The sequence below is a fragment of the Pseudomonas sp. NFR16 genome, assembly GCF_900108875.1.
Lineage (GTDB): Bacteria > Pseudomonadota > Gammaproteobacteria > Pseudomonadales > Pseudomonadaceae > Aquipseudomonas.
Genome location: NZ_FNYJ01000002.1, coordinates 140,445 through 159,157, shown reverse-complemented (window position 1 = coordinate 159,157; position 18,713 = coordinate 140,445). Strand labels below are relative to the sequence as shown.

Sequence of the window (18,713 nt, the reverse complement as noted above, 5' to 3'; positions counted from 1 at the left end):
GTAGGACCGGCTTCAGCCGGGAAGAGGCCGGTACATCCGGTATAGATGCAGCGGCTGGAAAACAGTCTTCGCGAGCAAGCTCATTCCTACTGGGCTTGGGTGCGGCTGGGGAACTCGGGAATGCCTCGGCGAGTTTGACTTTTGCTTTTGCCCACACGCATGATTCTGCTCGTTTCTGATCGTTCAAGCGTGATGTGAGGCCCTTGTTATGTCTGCCATTCCTGAAGCGTTTCCCGGCGAGCGTCAGCGTTTGATCACCGAGCGGCTGGCGATGCACGGTCGGGTGCTCGCGGCTGATCTGGCGACCGAGTTCAACGTCTCCGAGCATTCGATTCGCCGGGATCTGGGTGCGCTGGCGGCTGCCGGCTTGTGCAAACGGGTGTACGGCGGCGCGATTTCGCTGGCGTCGGATGGGCCCCTGACTGCGCGCATCGAACACCAACCCAGTCGCAAACGCGACCTGGGCATCGCCGCCGCTGGCCTCATTGCGGCAGGCCAACATGTTTTCATCGACGGCGGTTCCACCAACCTCGCCATTGCCAAGGCGATCGACCCTCACATGGCGCTGACCGTCACCACCAACGCGCCGCTGATCGCCGTGGAATTGATGAAGCTGCCTTCTGTCGAGGTCATCCTGCTGGGCGGGCGCCTGAGTCCGGTGGCAGGCAGCACCTACGGTTTCACGACCATTCAGCAGCTGGCTCATTTCAATTTCGACCTGTGTTTTCTGGGCGCCTGCGCGCTGGATGCGCTCAAAGGCGTCACTGCGTTCGACATGGACGTTGCCGAATTCAAGCGGGCGGTGGTCGAGCGCAGCGGTCAGGTGGCGGTGGCGGTGATCAACGAGAAGCTCGCCAGCATTGCCCATTACCAGGTCGCGCAATGCGAAGAAGTAGGGGCGCTGGTGGTCGAGCACGACGCGCCCGCCGACCGGCTCGACCTGTTCCGCGGCAAGGTCGCGCAGATTGTGCGGGCGCAGGGCACTCAGTAACCGTCCGACGCCTCCAGCCAGGCGACCGTCCGATTCCGGCCCTGGTGCTTGGCCATGTAAAGCGCGGCGTCCGCCCGCTCGACGAACACTTCCATGCTCGGGCACTCCTGCGAAAGGCAGCCGTAAACCCCAAGGCTGATGCTGACGATGCCCAAGGGATTGCCATGGTGCTCCAACGCGCGGGCGAGCACCGATTGACGAATCTTTTCCGCCAGCGCGAATGCGCCCTTCAGGTCGCTGTAGGGCAGGAACACCGCCATTTCTTCGCCGCCGTAACGCACGGCCAGATCACCGGTGCGATTGAGATTGCTGCGAATGCACTCCGCCACGCCGACGATGCACTTATCGCCCGCCACGTGCCCATAGTTGTCGTTGTAGCTTTTGAAAAAATCGATGTCGATCATGATCAGGCTGAGCGGGTGAATATTCGGCTGTCCCTTGGCGAACTCCAGGCCGAGAATCTCCTGAAAATGCCGCCGGTTCGCCAGCCCTGTCAGGCTGTCCTGCAACGCCAGTTTTTCCAGTGAGTGGCTGGCGATGCGCAGTTGCGATTCGGCGTTCAGGCCGAAGCGGATCTGTTGAAACAGCAGCACCCCGAACAACAGATTCGCCACCACCACACACACGATGATCGCCAGCGAGCGCCAGGCATACTGGCGCCATTCATCGAGCACCTCCTTTTCCGATAACCCGGCGAGCACCACCAGCGGGTAGCGGTCCAGGCGCTTGTAGCCGTAGATGCGCACTTCATGGTCCAGCATCGACTCGACCGTGGCAGTGCCTTCGTAATGCTCCTTCAGGTGTTTGCGGAACAGCTCACCATCGCCGATGGACACGCCTCTCAGGTTCTGCAGGTCCGGACGGCGGGCCAGCACCTTGCCGTCGGCCATGGCCAGGGTAATGACCCCGTGCTCGCCGATGTCGAAGCGGTCGAAGAACCGTTCGAAATAGCCCAGCTCGATGGTCGCCAGCACCACGCCGGCGAACTGTCCGGTCGAATCGTTGACCCGGCGGGAAACCGGAATGATCCAGTCGCCGGTCGTGCGACTGCGGATCGCCTCGCCGATGTGAGGCAGGGTGCTGTCGATGGCCTGGTGAAACTTGAAATACTCGCGATCGGCGTTGTTGGCATTGGCAGGCATGTGGCTCAGCGAGGTGGCGGCCCAGTTGCCGTTCTTGTCGTAGATGAACAGACCTTGAATCTGCTCGACGCTGGCGGCGGTGGCGCGCAGGTACTCGTGCATGCGTGAACTGGTGGCCGCGCCGAAGCCATCGTAGGCCAGGCGTTCGACGATACCGACGACGGGAATATCGGCTTGATCAAAGGCATCCTCGGCCTGCTGCGCCATCGACCTGGCAAGGTTGGCAGCATTGGTGTTGGCGATGTCCACCTCATGGGCGCGGCCCTGACGCAGCTGCCAGACCGTGATGCTGGTGATCGAGATGCACACCAGCACGGTGAACAGCCCGGCCAGCCAGAGCACGGGCATGCGCTTGAGCCGCCGGTGCCTGGCGCCGAAGTCTGAACCTTCTACCTGTCTCAATCCCCATCCTCGCTGACATCTACGATTTCAGACCCGCCGTCTCTGCGAAGGACTCGCGTCGTTCAGGCGCTTGGCATCGCAACAGCGACCGTCTGACACACAGAGTAGGACAAGTGCGGGATTTTGAAGGGGAAAATAGTCAGTGACACGTCAGATAGGGAGATTGACCGGCAATGCCAATTTGCGTGCAGGGATCGGGCAGCGGTGGCGCGTTGCTTTGTTTCTGCCATCGGCAGCGTTCACGAATCGCTGCCGATGGCAAACTCTGGGCCGGCGGATCAGACGTGCCGACCCTGAACCTCATCCACCTGCGGCTGCCAGGCGCCTTTGTCAACGCCGGTGTGCACGGGAATCGGCGCCTTGAGCAGGACAAAGTAAGCCACCGCCGAGAGCAAGGCGACGATGGCACTGACCGCGAACGCGGTGGCGAAGGTGCCGGAATACTGCACACTGAAGCCAGTGACGATCGGCGCGATGGAGCCTGCAATGTAACCGCCGAAGTTCTGGATCGAGCCCAGCGACGCCACGCGTTTGGTGTCGACCACGGTATTGACCACCATCCAGGCGGTTGCGCTGGAGAGGTTGATTCCGAAGAGGGCCAGGCACAGCAGTGCCACGCAACCGCTCAGGCTGGTGACGAAGGTCAGCGGCAAGGTGAATACGGCAGCGAACACCAGGCCGCCGATCACGGTGTATTTGCGGCTGTTGAGGACGCCGACGCCACGCTTGACCAGCCGGTCGCAGATTCTTCCTGCGGCGATCGTGCCGATGGCGCCGAACACATAGGCAAACGACACGACCCACGCGGTCTGATAGGGGTCAAGGCCATGCTCGCGCTGGAAGTAGCCCGGCAGCCAGGTCAGGTGCAGCCAGAGCATGTAGATCACGCCCATGAAACCAAGGAACGTGCCCCATGTGCTGCGGTGTCTGAACAGATCCACCCACCCTGCGAAAAACGAAGGTTTCGGCCCGGCCTCGGCAACAGGCGCCGGACTCACCGGTTGCTCGCCCAGTGCATCGCGCTGCTTGAGGTACTGCGCGCGGCTCTTGTAGAACATCATCCAGCACAGGGAAAGCACGATGCCGAGCACGCCGGTGATGATGAACATTCCGCGCCAGCTGAAGTTGACCATGAACAGCGTCAGCAGCGGCGGAGCCAGGCAGGGGCCGATGCATGTGGCCGACCAGACGATGCCGGTCGGCGTGCCGCGCTCATGTTCTTCGAACCACTCATTGAGGGTCTTCGCTGCCGACGGAAACATCGGCGCTTCGCCGATCCCGAGCAGGACCCGCAGCGCGAAGAAGCCGCTGAAGCTGTTGATGAAGCCCGACGCTGTCTGCGCAATGGACCACACCATCAGTGCGCCGCCGAGGGCAATCTTGCTGCCCAGCTTGTCGATCACCATGCCCATCGGCAATTGCGCGAAGGCGTAGGCCAGCGAGAAGGCGGACAGCAGAATGCCCATCTCCGAGGGGCTGATCAGCATGTCTTTCTGGATGGATGTGTTGGCGATGGACAGCGCGCTGCGGTCCAGATAGTTGACGATGCCGAACAGCATCAGAAAGACGATGGTGATCGTCTGATAGGTCTTGAGGGTTTTCATAGGCACCTTTTTTATTGTTGTTAAGGTTGCTGGCCGCCGGAAGGGATCACCATCCGGCAGTGGATTTCTGACCCCGCATGCCGCTTCGTTGTGCGATCAGGTGATCGCGCCGATGTGCCACGGCACGAACTCGTTCTGCCCGTAGCCGTGTTGCTCGCTCTTGCTGCGCGCGCCGGACGCGATGTCCAGCATCATCTGGAAAATGTGCGCGCCGCGCTCCTCGATGGTCGTGCTGCCGTCGGCGATCCCGCCACAGTTGACGTCCATGTCCTCTTCCTGAAATTCGAACACGCGATGGTTGGTCGCCAGCTTGATCGAGGGCGTGGGCGCGCAGCCATAGGCCGAGCCGCGCCCGGTGGTGAAGGCGATGAGGTTGGCGCCGCCGGCGACCTGACCGGTTGCCGACACCGGGTCGTAACCGGGCGTGTCCATGAACACCAGGCCGTTAGCGCGTACCGCTTCGGCATATTCGTACACGCCCACCAGATTGGTCGAGCCGGCCTTGGCGACGGCGCCGAGGGACTTTTCCAGAATCGTCGTCAGGCCGCCGGCCTTGTTGCCCGCCGAAGGGTTGTTGTTCAGCTCGGCGTTCATGCGCTGGCAGTAGTCCTCCCACCAGCGAATGCGCTGAACCAGTTTTTCACCGACGGCGCGGCTGGTGGCGCGACGGGTCAGCAGGTGTTCGGCGCCATAGATTTCCGGGGTCTCCGAGAGAATCGCCGTGCCGCCCGCGGCGACCAGCCGGTCCACCGCGTTGCCCAGCGCCGGGTTGGCGGTGATCCCGGAATACCCGTCTGAACCGCCACATTGCAGCCCGACGATCAGATGCCGGGCGCTGACCGTTTCCCGCGTGATCCGGTTGGCCTGGGGCAGCAGCGACTTCACCTGCTCAATGCCGCTGGCGATGGTCTTGGACGTGCCGCCAGTGCCTTGAATCGTGAAGGCACGCAGCTGGTCGGAGGCCTTGAGTCCCTGACTGTCGAGCAGGTCCTGAATCTGATTGGTCTCGCAGCCCAGCCCCACCACCAGCACCGCGGCAAAGTTCGGGTGCACGGCGTAACCGGCGAGGGTGCGGCGCAGCAGGCCGATGGCTTCGCCCTTCGAGTCGATGGCGCAACCGGAACTGTGGGTCAGCGCGACGACCCCGTCGACGTTGGGGTAATCGGCCAATGCATCGGGATGGATGTCGCGGCGAAAATGATCGGCAATGGCCCGCGCAACGGTCGCCGAACAGTTGACCGAGGTGAGGATGCCGATGTAATTGCGAGTCGCGACCCGGCCATCGGCGCGCACGATGCCCTGGAAAAACGCCTCGGTCTGAGGGGGTTCATGGGCGTCGACACCGAATGCGTAATCCCGTGAAAAGTCGCCCATTTCGACGTTCTGAACGTGCACATGCTCGCCTGGCTCGATGGTCCGTGAGGCGAAGCCGATGATCTGTCCGTAGCGGCGCAGCGGCTGGCCTTGCTCGACGCGCACCGTCGCCACTTTGTGCCCGGAAGGAATGGCCTGAAGCACCGTGATGCCTTCATCGGGCAGCACCGTGCCTTCGCTCAGAGCCTGACGAGCGATGAGTACGTTATCCAGAGGGTTGAGGCGGATGACCAGCGCGTTGCTGTCGAACGCGGGCGTCTTGACGATGAGTTCCATGCGGCCTCTCAAAACGGTTGCCACCTGCGTCTGCATTCGACACAACGGCTCCCGGGCAAGGGAACAACACCGTCACAGGCGGCCAGATCTTTCTTGTTTGAGGATCGGAGCGTGCCGACCCGGTTTGTGACTCACTCTATGAAGCGGGCTGATAATTTCCCAATGAAAGGTTTCGATTGATTGATAACGATTGGTTATCAAGTCACGCGGCCATTTCTTCCTGCAAAAACCCCAGCAGTCCGCGAACCGCGGCCGACATCGGCCTCACCCTGGAAGTCAGCAGGCCAAGATTCGCCATCGCCAGCGGCAGGTCTACCGGCAATACGGCGATCATGCCGTAGCGGGCATAGTGGTGCGCAACGTCGTTGGGCACCACCGCAATCATGTCGGAGGACTCGATCATGGCGGTCGTCGCCAGAATCGAACTGGTCTCGATGATGTCCAGCGGCTCGATCAGTTGCGCGGCCTGCAGGGCATTTTCCACCTGACGCCGCATCGGGCTGCCCGGCGGGTGCAAGATCCAGGTCAGGGGCGCAAGATCCGCCAGCACCGGATTTGAACGGGTCAGCGGGTGATCGGTGCGGGCGATGATGCGCATGCGCTCGCCTTGCTCGAACAGACGGATGTCCAGTTCGTGGGCGTGCAACTGGCCGGGCAAACGCCCCAGCACCACGTCGAAATCGCCCCGGATCAACGCCGGCAGCAGGGCGTCGCTGGTGCCGACCTCCAGAACGATGCGCACTTTTGGATGCGCCGCCTTGAACGCAAGCAGCCCACGCGTCAACAGGGTCGGCACCGGACCCATGACCGTGCCGATGCGCACCATGCCTGTCGCACCTCGGGCCAGCTCGGCCATCTGCGTTTCGGCGTATTCGAACTCGTGCAGCGCGCCCTGGGCATAGCGAATCATGACCTCGCCGAACAGTGTCGGCTGCATGCCCCGCGGCAGGCGTTCGAACAGCTGAACGCCGAGACGATCTTCGAGCTGTTGCAGCATAAGGCTGGCGGCCGGCTGGGTGGTGTGAATCGCCGCAGCCGCTTTGCGCAGATTGCCCAGCTCGCCGAGCGCATTGAGCAGGGCGATCTGGCGGCTGGAGATTTTCAGCGTGCTGAATTTGCCGGGCAGTTGAGGGGAGGCTTGGTCAGGCATACCGAATTCGATATCGATGATTAGGATTTCGTGATTATGCCTGTATCGGTAATGGGCCTACAGTCGAATCATCACCGAGCGCAGGTCCCCTGGCAGCCTGCTTGCTTGCTCGACATCGAAAACAACAAGAGTTTCCCATGCAGATCACCTCCGTCTCCATTCGCGATATCCGCTTTCCCACTTCACTGTCCCTCGATGGCTCCGATGCAATGAACAGCGCGCCGGACTATTCGGCCGCCTACGTCGTGCTGCATACCGATTCCTCCGAGGGGCTGGAAGGCCACGGGCTGACGTTCACCATCGGCCGGGGCAACGAAATCTGTGTCGCCGCCATTCAATCTCTGGCGCCGCGAGTGGTGGGCCTGAGTCTGGAGCAGATCACCGCCGACATGGGCGCGTTCTGGCATGACATCACCGCAGGCGACAGCCAGTTGCGCTGGCTGGGGCCGGAAAAGGGTGTGATTCACCTGGCCACCGCCGCGCTGGTCAATGCGGTGTGGGACCTGTGGGCCAAGGTCGAGGGCAAGCCGGTCTGGAAGCTGTTGGCCGACATGACGCCGGAGCAACTGGTCAAGTGCCTGGACTTCAGCTATGTCACCGATGCGATCACACCGCAGGAAGCCATCGCGCTGCTGCGTCGACAGGCGCCAGGCAAGGCCGAGCGCGAGGCGCACATGCTCGAAGAAGGCTATCCGGGCTACACCACGGCGCCGGGCTGGCTGGGTTATTCGGAAGAGAAGATGCGCCGTCTGGCCCGCGAAGCGGTGGCGCAGGGCTGGACCCACATCAAACAGAAGATCGGCTCGGACATTGAAGAGGACATGCGCCGCGCGGCGATTCTGCGCGACGAACTGGGCTGGGAGCGCACCCTGATGATGGACGCCAATCAGGTCTGGAGCGTTGAGGAGTCGATCAGCAACATGCGTCGGCTCGCGGCGTATGAGCCTTGGTGGATCGAAGAACCGACCAGCCCGGATGACATTCTCGGCCACGCGACCATTCGCCAGCGCATTGCGCCGATCGGCGTGGCGACGGGGGAGCATTGCCACAACCGGGTGATGTTCAAGCAGATGTTCCAGGCTGGCGCGCTGGACTTCTGTCAGGTCGATGCTGCGCGCCTGGGCGGGCTGAACGAGGTGCTGATCGTGCTGCTGATGGCCGCCAAATTCAACGTGCCCGTCTGCCCTCACGGCGGCGGCGTGGGGCTGTGCGAGTACGTGCAGAACATTTCGCTGTTCGACTACATCGCGGTGTCCGGCTCCCTGGAGAATCGCGTGCTCGAATACGTCGATCACCTGCACGAACATTTCCTCGATCCGGTGGTGATCCGGCGCGGACGCTACATGCCGCCGCAACGCCCCGGTTACAGCATCGAAATGACCGCCGAGACCCTGGAGCGCTACCAATACCCGAACGGACCGGTGTGGCTGGACCTGGCGGATAAAGGCTGACACACAGGCCTGGTGCTTTCCGGCGTCGGCAATGGCGTGGGTCGGGTCGTTGCGAGGACGGGCCTTTGGCGGCGATGACCGGTATGATCGCGGTCATCTACCCGACCTCGGTGCGACATGAATTCTCCGGATCCCGGCAACGTCACTCCTCCCGCCACGCCTCCCGATCGCGATCGTCTTTCCACGTCTCTGCTGGGCGGCGGTTGCGAACCTGACCCGCGCTTCACCCTGGCCAACGAACGCACGTTTCTGGCGTGGATCCGCACGGCCCTGGCGTTTCTCGCGGGCGGCATTGCCGTGGAAGCCTTCACGGGCGACGTGTTCAGCCCCGGACTGCGTCGCGCGGTGGCGTTGTCGTTGCTGCTGCTGGCGATGCTGGTCAGTGCCAGCGCCTGTGTTCGCTGGCTGAAAGTGGAGCGCGCGATGCGTCATCGCAAGCCGCTGCCCTTGCCGGTGTTGGTGCCGATCCTCTCGCTCGGCGGCGCACTGGTCGCGGCGGGGCTGATCGTCTTCCTTATATATGGCGCGTCGTGAGTCGCCGGGACGCGGTTTCGCTCGGGCACGACGACCCAGGCCTGCAACCTGAACGCACGCTGCTGGCGTGGCGCCGGACGCTGCTGACGTTGATCGTGGTGTGCACGATCTTCCTGCGCTGGATCCCTCACTACGGCCTGATCGCATTGTTACCGATCATCGTTTCGCTGATCGCCAGCCTGCTGATCCAGATCGCCCTGAACGCCCGCTACCGAAAGAGCGCCCGCGGCCTGAAAAATGAGCGCGTGCCCGCGCCGCTGCGTGAGGTAGTCGTCCTCGGCGGGACGGTGATGGTGCTGAGCGTAGTGGGCATCTATGCGGTGCTGCTCGGGTGAGTTGACCAGGTTACTGCGGACAGGCCAGTCCTCGAACGAGCAGATCCCGGCCGGATACGATGCTTTCGGCCGTCTGCGCATGCGAATGCGGCATGACAGCGACGTATCCTTGTCGCGTGACAGCACCGTTCGCGAATAGATGCGCTGCTGCGGGTGTTGTGGCGGATGCGGATTCGATGGTGTTCTCAGGAAGCGCCATCTCCGGTACCGGCAGATGGCGTTTCGCGATGCGCCACGGTCAGTCAGCGTGGCGCGAGGTGGGTCAGTACGCGGCGACGAGGCCGTCTTTTCTGGGGTCCGTTCCGCCGACGTATCCGTGCGCGGTGCGCTGGATGATCTGCGCGCCGCCGAAGGCGAACACGCCGCTCGGGTCTTCGATCTCAACCTCGTGGCCCTTGGCGCGCAGTTCCTCGACCACCAGCCGGTCGAACGAGCGCTCGACCGCCACTTTCAGCCCGGCCTCGATGCGCCAGCGCGGCGCATCGGCAGCCGCCTGCGGGTTCTGTTTGTAGCGCAGGATGCGCATCATCATCTGCAGATGACCCTGCGCCTGCATCGGGCCGCCCATCAAGCCGAACGACATCAGCGGCGTGCCGTCGGCATTCATCACGAAGCCCGGAATGATGGTATGGAAGGGGCGTTTGCCCGGCGCAACGATGTTGACGTGTTCAGGGTCGAGGCTGAAACCGGCGCCGCGGTTCTGCAGGCTGATCCCGGTGCCTGGCACGACGACACCCGAGCCGAAACCCATGTAGTTGGACTGGATGAACGAAACCATCATGCCGTTTTCGTCCGCAGCGGACAGGTACACCGTGCCGCCGGCCTTGGGCGCGCCATGCTGCGGGTCGGCGGCCTGCTCGGTGATCAGTGACGCGCGCTCCATCAGGTACGCAGGGTCCAGCAGGTGTTCGGAAGCGACGCGCATGTGATCGTTGTCGGCGACATGGTGATTGAGGTCGGCGAGCGCCAGCTTCATCGCCTCGAGCACCGGGTGAACGGTTTCGACGCTGTCCACCGCGTGCTCGCCGACGCCCAGCGCTTCGAGCATGGTCAGCCCGGCCAGCGTGGCGATGCCCTGGCCGTTGGGCGGCAGCTCATGGACCACCGCGCCGGCATAAGGCACTGACAGGGTGTCGATCCAGTCGACGTCGTGACGGGCCAGATCGTCCAGGCTCATGACGCTGCCATTGGCGTTGGCATGGGCAATGATCTTCTGCGCCAGTTCGCCGCGATAGAACGATTCGCCTTTGGTTTCGGCGATCAGCTCCAGCGTTGTCGCATGGTCTTTGAGCGTGACTTTCTCGCCTGGCTGCGGAGCCTTGCCGCCTTGCAGAAAGCACTCCGCGAAGCCCGGCTGATCCTTGAGCAGGGTCGAACCGCGTCGCCACAGTTCGGCGATGATGGGCGTCACTTGATAACCGTTCCGGGCGTAGCCGATGGCGGGGCCTGCGAGGGTGGCGAAAGGCAGCTTGCCGTAGCGCTCCGACAGCGCGACCCAGGCGGAGACGGCGCCCGGCACCGTCACGGCACCCCAGCCGCGCTGCGGCATTTCGGTCTGACCGGCAAAGTGTTCCGGCGACCAGGCCTGCGGCGAGCGTCCCGACGCGTTCAGGCCCTGGAGTTTTTTGCCGTCCCAGACGATGGCGAACGCATCGCTGCCGATGCCGCAGCCGGTCGGTTCGACCACCGTCAGCACCATGGCGGCGGCGATGGCGGCGTCCACCGCATTGCCGCCGCGACGCAGCATGTCGAGCCCGGCCTGCGCGGCCAGTGGCTGCGAGCAGGCGACCATGTTGTTGCCCATCACCGGCGAGCGGGCGGACGCGTAAGGTTGGCTGTAATCCAGATCATCGAACATTGAAATCATCTCTTCGGCAGTTGATCAGCGTTTAAGTCGCAAGGGAATGGAATCAGTGGCGTCAGCTTTTCGGATCGAGCGCATCGCGCAGCCCGTCGCCCAGCAGGTTGAAGCACAGCACCGTGATGTAGATCGCCACGCCGGGCGCGATCGACATCCACGGCGCCTGCTCCATGAAGTTCTTCGCGGTATTGAGCATCGAGCCCCAGGACGGCGAGGGCGGTTGCTGGCCCAGGCCGAGGAACGACAGACTGGCTTCGGCCAGAATGGCCGAGGCAATGGTCAGCGTGGCCTGCACCACCAGCGGCGAGAGCACGTTGGGCAGCACGTAACGCAGGATGATCCAGCGGTCGGGCAGGCCGATCGCGCGGGCGCCTTCAAGGTAATCTTCGTGCCGGATCGCCAGCACCTGACCCCGTGTCAGGCGCGAGAAAATCGGCATGGCCGACAGGCCGATCGCGATCATCGCATTGGTCAGGCTCGGGCCGAGGAAGGCGCCCAGCGCAATCGCCAGGACCAGAAACGGGCAGGACAACAACGCTTCCATGATCCGCGATATCACCGCGTCCAGCTTTCCGCCGAAGTAACCGGCCAGCAGGCCCAGCGGCACGCCGATCACCATCGCGATGGCCACGGAAACGCCGCCCGCCAGCAAGGAACTGCGCGCGCCCCACAACAGCCGGGAAAACAGGTCGCGCCCGAGCTCATCGGTGCCCAGCCAGTACATCATCGACGGCGCTTTGCGCACCGCGAGAAAGTTGGCTTTCAGCGGATCGTAAGGCGCAATCCACGGCGCGAGCAGTGCCGCGAGAATGAACACGATCAACACCACCGCGCCCACGACCGCGCCTTTGTTGGCGAGGAATTTTCGGGCAAACGGCGAGCGCGTGCGCGGTTTCAGCGGCTCTTTGACGGGCAGTGCAGGATTGAGGGCAATCGAGGTCATCAGGCAGTCCTCAGACGCGGGTTAATCAGGCGATACAGCACATCGGCGAGCAGGTTCAGCAGCAGAAAACCGATCGCCACGCACAGCACCACGCCTTGCACCACGGCGTAGTCACGGTTGAAAACGGCATCGACGATCATCTTGCCGAAGCCCGGAATACTGAACACCTGCTCGGTCAGGACCGCGCCACCGAGCAGCTCGCCAAACAGCAGCGTGGTCAGGGTGACGATGGGCATCAGCGCATTGCGCAGCGCATGCTTGAGGATCACCGTGCGCGGGAACAGTCCCTTGGCCCGCGCGGTGCGCACATAATCGGCGCGCAGCACTTCAAGCATCGCGCTGCGGGTGTGCCGCATGAGGACGCCCGACAGCCCGGCGCCGAGCACGAACGCCGGCAGGATCAAGGTCTTGAGGTTTTGGCCCAGGTTTTCGCCCAGCGGCACGAAGCCCGACGCCGGCAGCCATTGCAGCTTCACGGCGAAGATCATGATCAACAGAATGCCCAGCCAGAAGTGCGGAATGGAGATCCCCGACAAGGCGAACACATTGGCGCCGTAATCCACCGCCGTGCCTTTGCGCACGGCGGAAATCACCCCGGTCGGGATGCCGATCAGCAGGGCGATGACCAGTGCCAGCACGGCCAGCTCGATGGTCACCGGCAGCTTGGACGCCAGCAGTGTCGTCACCGGTTGCTCGGTGCGCAGCGAGGTGCCGAAGTCGCCTTGCAGCACGTTGCCGACCCAGTGTACGTATTGCAACGGCACCGGATCGTTGAGGCGGTATTTCTCACGCAGGTATTCCATGACCGCCGGATCGCGCTCTTCGCCCGCCATGGCTTGCACCGGATCACCCGGCAGCAGTTTCTGCAGGGTGAAGACGAACAGCGAAACCAGAATCAGCGTAGGTATGGCGCTGAGCAGGCGGCGCAGGATGAAGATCAGCATGGCGATTCCTCGCGGCCGAAGCGGTTATCCACAGACATCCCGTTCATTTGAAGGCAACGTCGTTGAGGCGGATCAGCCCGTCCGGGTTTGGCACGAAGCCGGTCAGGTTGCTGCGCATCGCGATGATCCGCGGATCGAAGTAGAGGTAGCTGGTCGGCACGTCGTCGGCCAGCAGACGCAGCGCTTCGAAGTACAGCGCCTGACGCTGCGCCTGGTCGTTCACGGTGCGCGCCTTGTTCAGCAGGTCGTCGAGTTTCGGGTCACAGAAACGGCCGTCGTTCTGGCCGCCTTTGCAGGTCACGAACTGATGGATATCGCCATCCGGATCGGGGCGACCGGACCAGGCGCTCATGCCGATCTGGAAGTTGCCGGCCTGTTGCTCGCTGAGCAGGGTGGCGTATTCGGTCGCAACCAGATTGACCTTGAAGCCGGCTTCTTCGGCCATCGCCTGAATGATCTGCCCGACCTGCTGGGCAATCGGGTTGTTGGCGACCTTGAGCTCGACGCTGACCGGGGTTTTCACGCCCGCTTCGGCCAGCAGTTTTTTGCTGGCCTCGACATCACGGGCCGGGATCGGCAGGTCTTTGTCGTAGTACGGGCTGCTTTTCGGGAACGGTTGCGCGCTGGGTGCGTAGAGGCCTTCGAAGACCACCTGATTGATCGCATCGCGGTCGATCGCCAGCTCGAAGGCTTTGCGCACGCGCTTGTCCTTGCCCAGCGGGTTGTTGGCCTTGTCACCGTTATTGGTGTTGTACATCAGCTGCATGTACCCGAGGCCCGGGGTGCTGAACACTTGCACGTGGCTGTCGGCTTTCGCGGTTTTCACGTCGGTGGGCGCGACGCGCTCGATGATGTCCAGGTCGCCCGAACGCAGGTTCGCCAGGCGCACGGAGGTGTCCGGAATCGGCAGGAAAATCACTTTGTCGAAGTGGTACGCCTGCTTGTTCCAGTAGTGGTCGAAACGCTCCAGCACGATGCGATCCTGCTGCACCCGCTGAACGAATTTATACGGGCCGGAGCACACCGGTTTCGAGCCGACGTCGGTCGCCGACGCCTTGGGCGCGAGCATCATTCCGGCGCGGTCGGACAGTTGCGAAATCAGTGTGGCGTCCGGTTGCCTGACCTTGATGGCGACGGTCTTGGCATCGATCACGTCAACGCTTTCCACCGACGACAGTTCGCTCTTGCGCAGCGAGTCGGGCAGGGTGCGCGCACGGTCCAGGTTGAATTTCACGGCTGCGGCATCGAAGGCTTCGCCGTCATGAAAGGTGACGCCCTCGCGCAGGGTCATGGTCAGGGTCTTGCCGTCTTCGCTCCAGTTCCAGGCCGTCGCCAGTTGCGGCACGTAGGTCAGGTCAGGGCTGATATCGACCAGTTTGTCGCACAGCGCGGTGTACACCAGGCGGCCCGAATACGTGCGCGAACGGTGCGGGTCGAGCACGTCCGGATCATCCTGGATACCGATGCGCAACGTGGTTTCGGCGACAGCCGCATTCGCGGCGAGCAGCAACAGCGCGGTGGTCATCAGAGGGGCGAACTTCATGGCTGACTCTCCAGAGAAAGGGCTTGATGGCTTTTGAACAGATTCAGGCGCTGGCTGTAGGCCGCGCTGGGTGTCGGTACGATCAATGAGCCGGCGCCCGCGTTAGCGATTTCGCGCCAGTAGTGGCACGCCACCTGGCGACCCGGCTCGACGGTTTCGAACGCGGGTTTGAGCTCGCGGCACAGCGGCCTGGCGTGCGGGCAGCGCGTGTGAAAGCGGCAGCCGGAGGGCGGTTTGCTCGGGCTCGGCATGTCGCCTCCGAGCAGCGGACGAGGCCGGCGCAAGTCAGGGTGGCTGACCGGCACAGCGGCCATCAGCGCCTGGGTGTAGGGATGGAAGGGCGTCTCGAACAGCGCGTTGACCGGGGCCAGTTCGACGATCTCGCCCAGGTACATCACCGCGACTCGATCACTCATGTGACGAATCACTGCCAGGCCATGGGCGACAATGAGCAGCGTCAGGCCAAACTGATGCTTGAGGTCCTCCAGCAGATTGACCACCTGCGCCTGCACCGACACGTCCAGCGCCGACACCGGCTCGTCGCCGAGGATCAGCCGAGGCTCGGAGGCCAGTGCCCTGGCGATGCCGATGCGCTGGCGCTGCCCGCCGGAAAACTCGTGAGGGAAGCGGCTGCCGTGCTCAGGCGCAAGGCCGACGGTGCGCAGCAGTTCAGCGACCTTGTCCTGCCGTGCGCTGCGGCTGTCATCGCGATGCAGCCAGATCGGTTCGCCGATGATCGACTCGACGCTCATGCGAGGGTTCAGCGACGCGAACGGGTCCTGGAAGATGATTTGCAGATCGCGGCGCACCTGACGCAGCTTGTCAGAGGGCAGATTGCCCAGATTGCGTCCTTCATAAATCACATCGCCCGCCGTGGGTTTGAGCAGATTCAGCAGCACGCGGCCGAGGGTGGATTTGCCCGAGCCGGATTCACCGACCAGCGCCAGTGTTTCGCCCCGGCGAACGGCCAGCGACACTTCATTGACTGCCTGCACGGGCGGTTTTTTGCGTTGGAACAGGCCTGCTTCACTGTGGAAATGCTTGCTGACCGCAATGCTTTCCAGAATCGGTTTTTCCAGGGCGTCGGCGGTGACGTCGATGTGCTGCGGCGTGCTCATGCACTGACTCCCAAATGCTGTTCCAGCGGCGCGCGGATGCAGGCCGCGAAATGACCACTGGAGACTTCCAGCAGTGGCGGGCGCGCGTCGCGGCACGCATCGATGACGAACGGGCAGCGACTGGCAAAGCGGCAGCCGCCGGGCATTTCGGCCGGGGTCGGCACGCGTCCGTTGATGGTCGCGAGGCGTCCTTCGCGCGGGCCCACGGAGGGCATCGAGCCCATCAGGCCGATGGTGTAAGGATGTTGCGGGTCGTCGAACAGCGTCTTCACTGAACCGCTTTCGACGACGCGACCGGCGTACATCACCATGACGTCGTCGGCGACTTCCGCGACCACGCCCAGGTCATGGGTGATCAGGATCATCGATGTGCCGGTCTCGGCCTGCAGGCTGGCGACCAGCGACAGGATCTGCGCCTGAATCGTCACGTCCAGCGCCGTGGTCGGCTCGTCGGCGATGATCAGTGCCGGATCGTTGGCCAGCGCCATGGCAATCATCGCGCGCTGACGCATGCCGCCGGACAGCTCGTGGGGATAGGCGTCCAGACGCTGCTGCGCATCAGGCACGCGAACTTTTTCGAGCATTTCCAGCGCGCGCTGACGGGCCGCGCCCGCGGACAGGCCCTGATGACGGATCACGCTTTCAGCGATCTGCTCGCCGATGGTGAACACCGGATTGAGCGACGTCATTGGCTCCTGGAAAATCATCGCCATGCGGTTGCCGCGAACGTCCAGCAGGCGCGCGTCGGACATCCCCAGCAGCGGCTCACCCAGCAGTCTCGAGGCGCTGGCGTCAACGGTTGCGGTGTCCGGAAGCAGGCCCATCAACGCCATGGAGGTCACGCTTTTGCCGCAGCCGGATTCACCGACGATGGCCAGGGTTCTGCCGGGCCTGATCGCAAAGGAAACGCCATCGACGACGTTGGCCGGGGCACCCTTGAAGCGCACGGTCAGGTCGCTGACGCTCAGAACCGCAGGCTGATCGTCGCTGGGTTGGTCGTTCATACGCTGGCCTCAAGGTCTTGTTGGATGACGTGGTCCAGGGCCTGCTGCAAAGCGCGCAGATGACCGCGCATGGCAGTGGCGGCCTTGACCGGATCACGGGTTTCGATGGCACTGACGATGTCGTCGTGATCGTGGCTGTAGGTGTCCAGCCGGTCGGTGTTGCGCGCACGCTGGCGCAGGTCGCGCCAGGTGGGGTCGAGGCGAATCGCGTCGAGCATTTCGAAGATGTCCAGCATCAGGCGGTTGCCGGCGGCTTCGGCGATGCCGCGGTGCAGGGCGCTGTCCCATAGCTCAATGCCCTCGGCGTCGATTTCGGTGGCGTGTTGCTGCCGTGTCGTGCGCTCGGCCAGACGGCGCAGGATCGCCATCTGTTCACCGTTGGCACGTAACGCAGCCAGCGAGGCGAGTGCCGGTTCCAGATAAAGGCGCGCTTCCATGACCTCGCTGAAATTGGTCCGGCTCGACAACTTGGCGAAACTCATCGCCGCGCTCGGCGGGGTAGGGCCGACAAAGGTTCCCTTTCCCTGACGACGCCAGATCTGGCCTTCCGCTTCGAGCACCGCCAGGGCACGGCGAATGGCGCGACGGCTGACGCCGAAATCCACCGCCAGATCGCGCTCGGTGGGCAAAGCTCGCTGCGGGAACGCGGCATGTTGCGCCACCATCTGGCGTAGCGCGTCCAGGGCCAGTTTCGACGAGTTGTCGTGCGGGGCGTCGGTGTCGAACCTTTCCATCGTGGTCTCTCGTCACAGCATGAAAACCGGATGCCGTTTGCAGCGTGAAGCAGCGCAGGGCGATAAGGGAGCGATACGCAGAAGGTGCAATCGTGATGCCAATCAGAATTGGTTCATGCAGCGGGCAGGCAATCATGCCGCACGGGAACCCACGATTCAGACCGCATGGGCCAATCGCCAAAGGTTCGCAAGCTTGGTTCGCCGGATGAGGCAGGATTGGTTCGGGGGATAAGTGAACCAATTTTTCGCGGGTCTCAGGCAGGTGCCTGATAATGGTTCGGGTGCATTGTTACAGGGCATGTTGAGGACAGCGCCCACGCGGAATTCCGTAGGACCGGCTTCAGCCGGGAATGCATTTGTCGCCATACCGCAGACTGAGGTCGCGGCCTATTCCCGGCTGAAGCCGGTCCTACCTGCCGCATAACTTGCAGGACCGGCTTAGCTGGCCGCGAGCCAGGTCAGCATTCGGCGGCGATCAGTCCCACTCGGGCGCCAGGCTGGCCGGGCTGGTCAGGCGGTGGCCCCGGTCCAGTTTGGCGATGTGGGCCATGTCGTCATCGCTCAGCTTCAGGTCCACTGCCTTGAGGTTGCTTTCCAGGTTGGCGCGTTTGGTCGACGACGGAATCACCGCGTAACCCAGCTGCATCGCCCAGGCCAGGGTGACCTGCGCCGGCGTCGCGTCATTGCGCCGTGCGATTTCCTCGATCACCGGGTCTTTCAAGACCTCGCCATAGGCCAGGGTCATGTACGAGGTGATTTTGATCCCGTGTTGTTTGGCGAAATCAGCCACGGTGCGATTCTGCAGGTACGGGTGCAGCTCGATCTGGTTGGTCGCGATGTGCTCGGCGCCGACCGCAGCGATGGCTTCTTTCATCAGCGCGACTGTGAAGTTCGACACGCCGATCTCGCGTCAGGCCCTGCTTTTTCGCCTCCAGCAGCGCGCCCATGAACTCGGCGACCGCGACCTTGCCCTGCGGCGAAGGCCAGTGGATGAGCGTCAGGTCGACGTAATCTGTTCTCAGTTTCGCCAGGCTTTCCTTCAGGCTGGGGATCAGCTTGTCCGCGGCGAAGTTGTCCGTCCAGATCTTGGTGGTGATGTAGAGCTGATCACGGGGCACACCGCTTTGCGCGACGGCTTGACCGACCTCGGCCTCGTTGCCGTAGATCTGCGCGGTGTCGATCACGCGGTAGCCGAGTTCAAGGCCGGTGGTGACCGAGTCGATCACGACCTGGTCTTTCAATCGGAACGTGCCCAGGCCAAAAGCGGGAACAGTCATCGGGATTACTCCATTGCAAAGGTAAGAAAT

At 63.1% G+C, this 18,713-nt stretch carries 15 protein-coding genes and 1 pseudogene; 4 read left to right on the top strand and 12 right to left on the bottom strand.

Going from position 1 to position 18,713, the window contains the following annotated elements:
* The first annotated feature begins 208 nt into the window (after nucleotides 1-208).
* Entirely contained in the window at nucleotides 209-991 is a 783-nt protein-coding gene (locus BMZ10_RS09405) for a DeoR/GlpR family DNA-binding transcription regulator (protein WP_093460579.1), read from the top strand.
* Here BMZ10_RS09405 and BMZ10_RS09400 read toward each other — a convergent pair.
* The 4 genes from BMZ10_RS09400 to BMZ10_RS09385 form a co-directional block, all read right to left on the bottom strand.
* On the bottom strand, nucleotides 985-2,535 hold the full coding sequence (locus BMZ10_RS09400; protein WP_143070277.1) for a sensor domain-containing diguanylate cyclase: 1,551 nt from the start codon (nucleotides 2,533-2,535) through the stop codon (nucleotides 985-987). The two genes, BMZ10_RS09405 and BMZ10_RS09400, sit on opposite strands and share 7 nt — an antisense overlap.
* 278 nt (nucleotides 2,536-2,813) lie before the next feature.
* Nucleotides 2,814-4,139 (bottom strand): MFS transporter, encoded by a 1,326-nt coding sequence (locus BMZ10_RS09395; RefSeq protein ID WP_093460573.1) that lies wholly within the window; start codon nucleotides 4,137-4,139, stop codon nucleotides 2,814-2,816.
* 96 nt (nucleotides 4,140-4,235) lie between these two features.
* Nucleotides 4,236-5,789, bottom strand: a complete 1,554-nt coding sequence (locus BMZ10_RS09390; RefSeq protein ID WP_093462487.1) for a UxaA family hydrolase — start codon at nucleotides 5,787-5,789, stop codon at nucleotides 4,236-4,238.
* Nucleotides 5,790-5,991: 202 nt separating this feature from the next.
* Nucleotides 5,992-6,939 carry a LysR family transcriptional regulator gene (locus tag BMZ10_RS09385; RefSeq protein ID WP_093460570.1) on the bottom strand — a complete coding sequence of 316 codons (948 nt, stop codon included), beginning with the start codon at nucleotides 6,937-6,939 and terminating at the stop codon, nucleotides 5,992-5,994.
* 137 nt (nucleotides 6,940-7,076) lie between these two features.
* Between BMZ10_RS09385 and BMZ10_RS09380 the strand changes: the two genes are divergently transcribed.
* From BMZ10_RS09380 to BMZ10_RS09370, 3 genes are all read left to right on the top strand, one after another.
* Nucleotides 7,077-8,390 (top strand): L-fuconate dehydratase, encoded by a 1,314-nt coding sequence (locus BMZ10_RS09380; protein ID WP_093460568.1) that lies wholly within the window; start codon nucleotides 7,077-7,079, stop codon nucleotides 8,388-8,390.
* 117 nt (nucleotides 8,391-8,507) lie between these two features.
* Complete coding sequence (locus tag BMZ10_RS09375; protein ID WP_093460565.1) at nucleotides 8,508-8,924, top strand: YidH family protein; 417 nt, start codon at nucleotides 8,508-8,510, stop codon at nucleotides 8,922-8,924.
* Nucleotides 8,921-9,259: a DUF202 domain-containing protein gene (locus BMZ10_RS09370; protein WP_177182093.1), complete on the top strand. Its 339-nt coding sequence runs from the start codon at nucleotides 8,921-8,923 to the stop codon at nucleotides 9,257-9,259. Before BMZ10_RS09375 ends, BMZ10_RS09370 begins: the two co-directional genes overlap by 4 nt.
* A 262-nt stretch (nucleotides 9,260-9,521) precedes the next feature.
* Here BMZ10_RS09370 and BMZ10_RS09365 read toward each other — a convergent pair whose 3' ends face one another.
* From BMZ10_RS09365 to dkgB, 8 genes and pseudogenes are all read right to left on the bottom strand, one after another.
* The gene (locus BMZ10_RS09365) at nucleotides 9,522-11,117 is read right to left on the bottom strand and encodes a gamma-glutamyltransferase family protein (protein ID WP_093460562.1); all 1,596 of its coding nucleotides are present in this window, start codon (nucleotides 11,115-11,117) and stop codon (nucleotides 9,522-9,524) included.
* Between the two features lie 61 nt (nucleotides 11,118-11,178).
* Nucleotides 11,179-12,063: an ABC transporter permease gene (locus tag BMZ10_RS09360; RefSeq protein WP_093460559.1), complete on the bottom strand. Its 885-nt coding sequence runs from the start codon at nucleotides 12,061-12,063 to the stop codon at nucleotides 11,179-11,181.
* A complete protein-coding gene (locus tag BMZ10_RS09355; RefSeq protein ID WP_093460557.1) occupies nucleotides 12,063-13,007 on the bottom strand; it encodes an ABC transporter permease in 945 nt (314 codons plus the stop codon). Before BMZ10_RS09355 ends, BMZ10_RS09360 begins: the two co-directional genes overlap by 1 nt.
* A gap of 43 nt (nucleotides 13,008-13,050) precedes the next feature.
* Nucleotides 13,051-14,550, bottom strand: coding sequence for an ABC transporter substrate-binding protein (locus BMZ10_RS09350; RefSeq protein ID WP_093460554.1), 1,500 nt, complete (start codon nucleotides 14,548-14,550; stop codon nucleotides 13,051-13,053).
* A complete protein-coding gene (locus BMZ10_RS09345) occupies nucleotides 14,547-15,668 on the bottom strand; it encodes an ABC transporter ATP-binding protein (protein ID WP_093460551.1) in 1,122 nt (373 codons plus the stop codon). Before BMZ10_RS09345 ends, BMZ10_RS09350 begins: the two co-directional genes overlap by 4 nt.
* Nucleotides 15,665-16,672: an ABC transporter ATP-binding protein gene (locus BMZ10_RS09340; protein WP_093460548.1), complete on the bottom strand. Its 1,008-nt coding sequence runs from the start codon at nucleotides 16,670-16,672 to the stop codon at nucleotides 15,665-15,667. The genes BMZ10_RS09345 and BMZ10_RS09340 overlap by 4 nt, the downstream gene beginning before the upstream one ends.
* Nucleotides 16,669-17,406, bottom strand: a complete 738-nt coding sequence (locus BMZ10_RS09335; protein WP_093460545.1) for a FadR/GntR family transcriptional regulator — start codon at nucleotides 17,404-17,406, stop codon at nucleotides 16,669-16,671. The genes BMZ10_RS09340 and BMZ10_RS09335 overlap by 4 nt, the downstream gene beginning before the upstream one ends.
* Before the next feature lie 475 nt (nucleotides 17,407-17,881).
* Nucleotides 17,882-18,683: pseudogene (gene dkgB / locus BMZ10_RS09330) on the bottom strand (2,5-didehydrogluconate reductase DkgB).
* Between the last annotated feature and the right edge of the window lie 30 nt (nucleotides 18,684-18,713).

Excerpts from the sequence above, each read along its gene's own strand:
- BMZ10_RS09405 (WP_093460579.1), top strand. The coding sequence starts at position 209 with ATGTCTGCCATTCCTGAAGCGTTTCCCGGCGAGCGTCAGCGTTTGATC.
- BMZ10_RS09395 (WP_093460573.1), bottom strand. The coding sequence starts at position 4,139 with ATGAAAACCCTCAAGACCTATCAGACGATCACCATCGTCTTTCTGATG.
- BMZ10_RS09390 (WP_093462487.1), bottom strand. The coding sequence starts at position 5,789 with ATGGAACTCATCGTCAAGACGCCCGCGTTCGACAGCAACGCGCTGGTC.
- BMZ10_RS09385 (WP_093460570.1), bottom strand. The coding sequence starts at position 6,939 with ATGCCTGACCAAGCCTCCCCTCAACTGCCCGGCAAATTCAGCACGCTG.
- BMZ10_RS09380 (WP_093460568.1), top strand. The coding sequence starts at position 7,077 with ATGCAGATCACCTCCGTCTCCATTCGCGATATCCGCTTTCCCACTTCA.
- BMZ10_RS09375 (WP_093460565.1), top strand. The coding sequence starts at position 8,508 with ATGAATTCTCCGGATCCCGGCAACGTCACTCCTCCCGCCACGCCTCCC.
- BMZ10_RS09365 (WP_093460562.1), bottom strand. The coding sequence starts at position 11,117 with ATGTTCGATGATCTGGATTACAGCCAACCTTACGCGTCCGCCCGCTCG.
- BMZ10_RS09360 (WP_093460559.1), bottom strand. The coding sequence starts at position 12,063 with ATGACCTCGATTGCCCTCAATCCTGCACTGCCCGTCAAAGAGCCGCTG.
- BMZ10_RS09355 (WP_093460557.1), bottom strand. The coding sequence starts at position 13,007 with ATGCTGATCTTCATCCTGCGCCGCCTGCTCAGCGCCATACCTACGCTG.
- BMZ10_RS09350 (WP_093460554.1), bottom strand. The coding sequence starts at position 14,550 with ATGAAGTTCGCCCCTCTGATGACCACCGCGCTGTTGCTGCTCGCCGCG.
- BMZ10_RS09345 (WP_093460551.1), bottom strand. The coding sequence starts at position 15,668 with ATGAGCACGCCGCAGCACATCGACGTCACCGCCGACGCCCTGGAAAAA.
- BMZ10_RS09340 (WP_093460548.1), bottom strand. The coding sequence starts at position 16,672 with ATGAACGACCAACCCAGCGACGATCAGCCTGCGGTTCTGAGCGTCAGC.
- BMZ10_RS09335 (WP_093460545.1), bottom strand. The coding sequence starts at position 17,406 with ATGGAAAGGTTCGACACCGACGCCCCGCACGACAACTCGTCGAAACTG.